This window comes from Ruegeria sp. AM4 (genome assembly GCF_056540665.1).
The window spans coordinates 1-1,314 of sequence record NZ_JBQFXD010000036.1; the positions used below are offsets into that span (position 1 = coordinate 1).

General features: G+C 53.7%; 2 protein-coding genes. Both read right to left on the reverse strand.

The annotated features are described in order from the left end of the window. A partial coding sequence (locus ACR0JA_RS23625) for an apurinic/apyrimidinic endonuclease family protein (protein WP_480580408.1) occupies window positions 1–636 on the reverse strand: 636 nt, incomplete at its 3' end. 9 nt (window positions 637–645) lie between these two features. Next, on the reverse strand, window positions 646–1,314 hold a 669-nt coding region (locus ACR0JA_RS23630; RefSeq protein WP_480580411.1), incomplete at its 5' end, for an ATP-binding cassette domain-containing protein.

Sequence of the window (1,314 nt, forward strand, 5' to 3'; positions counted from 1 at the left end):
AAAACGGCCCATGTGATCCAATTCGGTTTTCAAGTCCGTGTTCAGAAGAGTTTCGTAGCCCTCACGACCACCCCACAGAACATAGTTTTCGCCGCCCAGTTTGTGAGTTGCATCCATACAGGATTTCACTGTCGCTGCAGCGAACGCAAAAACGTCGGGATCAGGATTAGTACTGGCGCCAGACATCCAACGACGATGACTGAACATATTGGCCGTACCCCAAAGCAGCTTGGTGCCAGAAACTTGCATCTTTTCACCGATATAATCGGTGATTTCTTCTAATGTGCGCAGGTTACCAGCAAAATTGCCCTGTTCGGGCCGGATGTCAGCGTCGTGCCAGCAAAAGAAGGGCTGGCCCAGAATCTCGAACAATTCGAACGCAATATCCGCTTTCAGGCGGGCACGATCCATCTCATCCTGTGGATGCCACGGACGATCAAATGTCGGACCGCCAAACGGATCCCCACCCTCCCACGCGAAGGAATGCCACCATGCCACTGCAAATCGCAGATGGTCTTCCATACGCTTGCCCATAACGATCTCGTCCGGGTCGTAGTGACGAAAGGCCAACGGGTTCTTGCTATCCACGCCTTCAAACTGGACCTTCTCGATCCCTTCAAAAAATACACTTGGCATTTCTGCCCCCTACTCTGCTTTTTGTCCTGGCTGCTTGCCGAGAATAATCATCGACAAAAGATCGTCATCCGTTACGTCTGCGATGTCGACCGTCCCAACCAATTTTCCGTTCTTCATGACCGAGGCGCGATCGCACAGTTCCATGACGGCATGCACGTCGTGATCGATCAGAAATATCCCGATGCCCTGCGCCTTTAGCTGGTGGATCAGATCCGCCACCATCTGAGTTTCATGCGGCCCAAGCGCTGCTGTCGGTTCGTCCATAATCAGAATACGAGCGTTGAAGTAGACCGCCCGAGCGATCGCCACAGACTGTCTTTGCCCGCCCGACAAGGCGGAGACCGGGTCATTGAACTTCTGAAAGTTCGGGTTGAGCTGAGCCATGATCTTTCGGCACTCGGCCTCCATGGCTGCGTCGTTGACCAAACCAAAAGGCGTCGTCATCTCGCGCCCTAGGAACAGGTTCGATGTCGCGTCCAGATTGTCGGCCAAGGCAAGCGTCTGATATATCGTTTCGATGTTATTCGCCCGGGCGTCACGGGGATTGCCAATCTCGACTGGCTTGCCATCAATCAGGATCTCACCGTGATCCATCTGATAGGCGCCGGACAAAACCTTGATCAACGTGGATTTTCCGGCCCCGTTGTGGCCAAGCAGGCCAACGACTTCACCCGGATA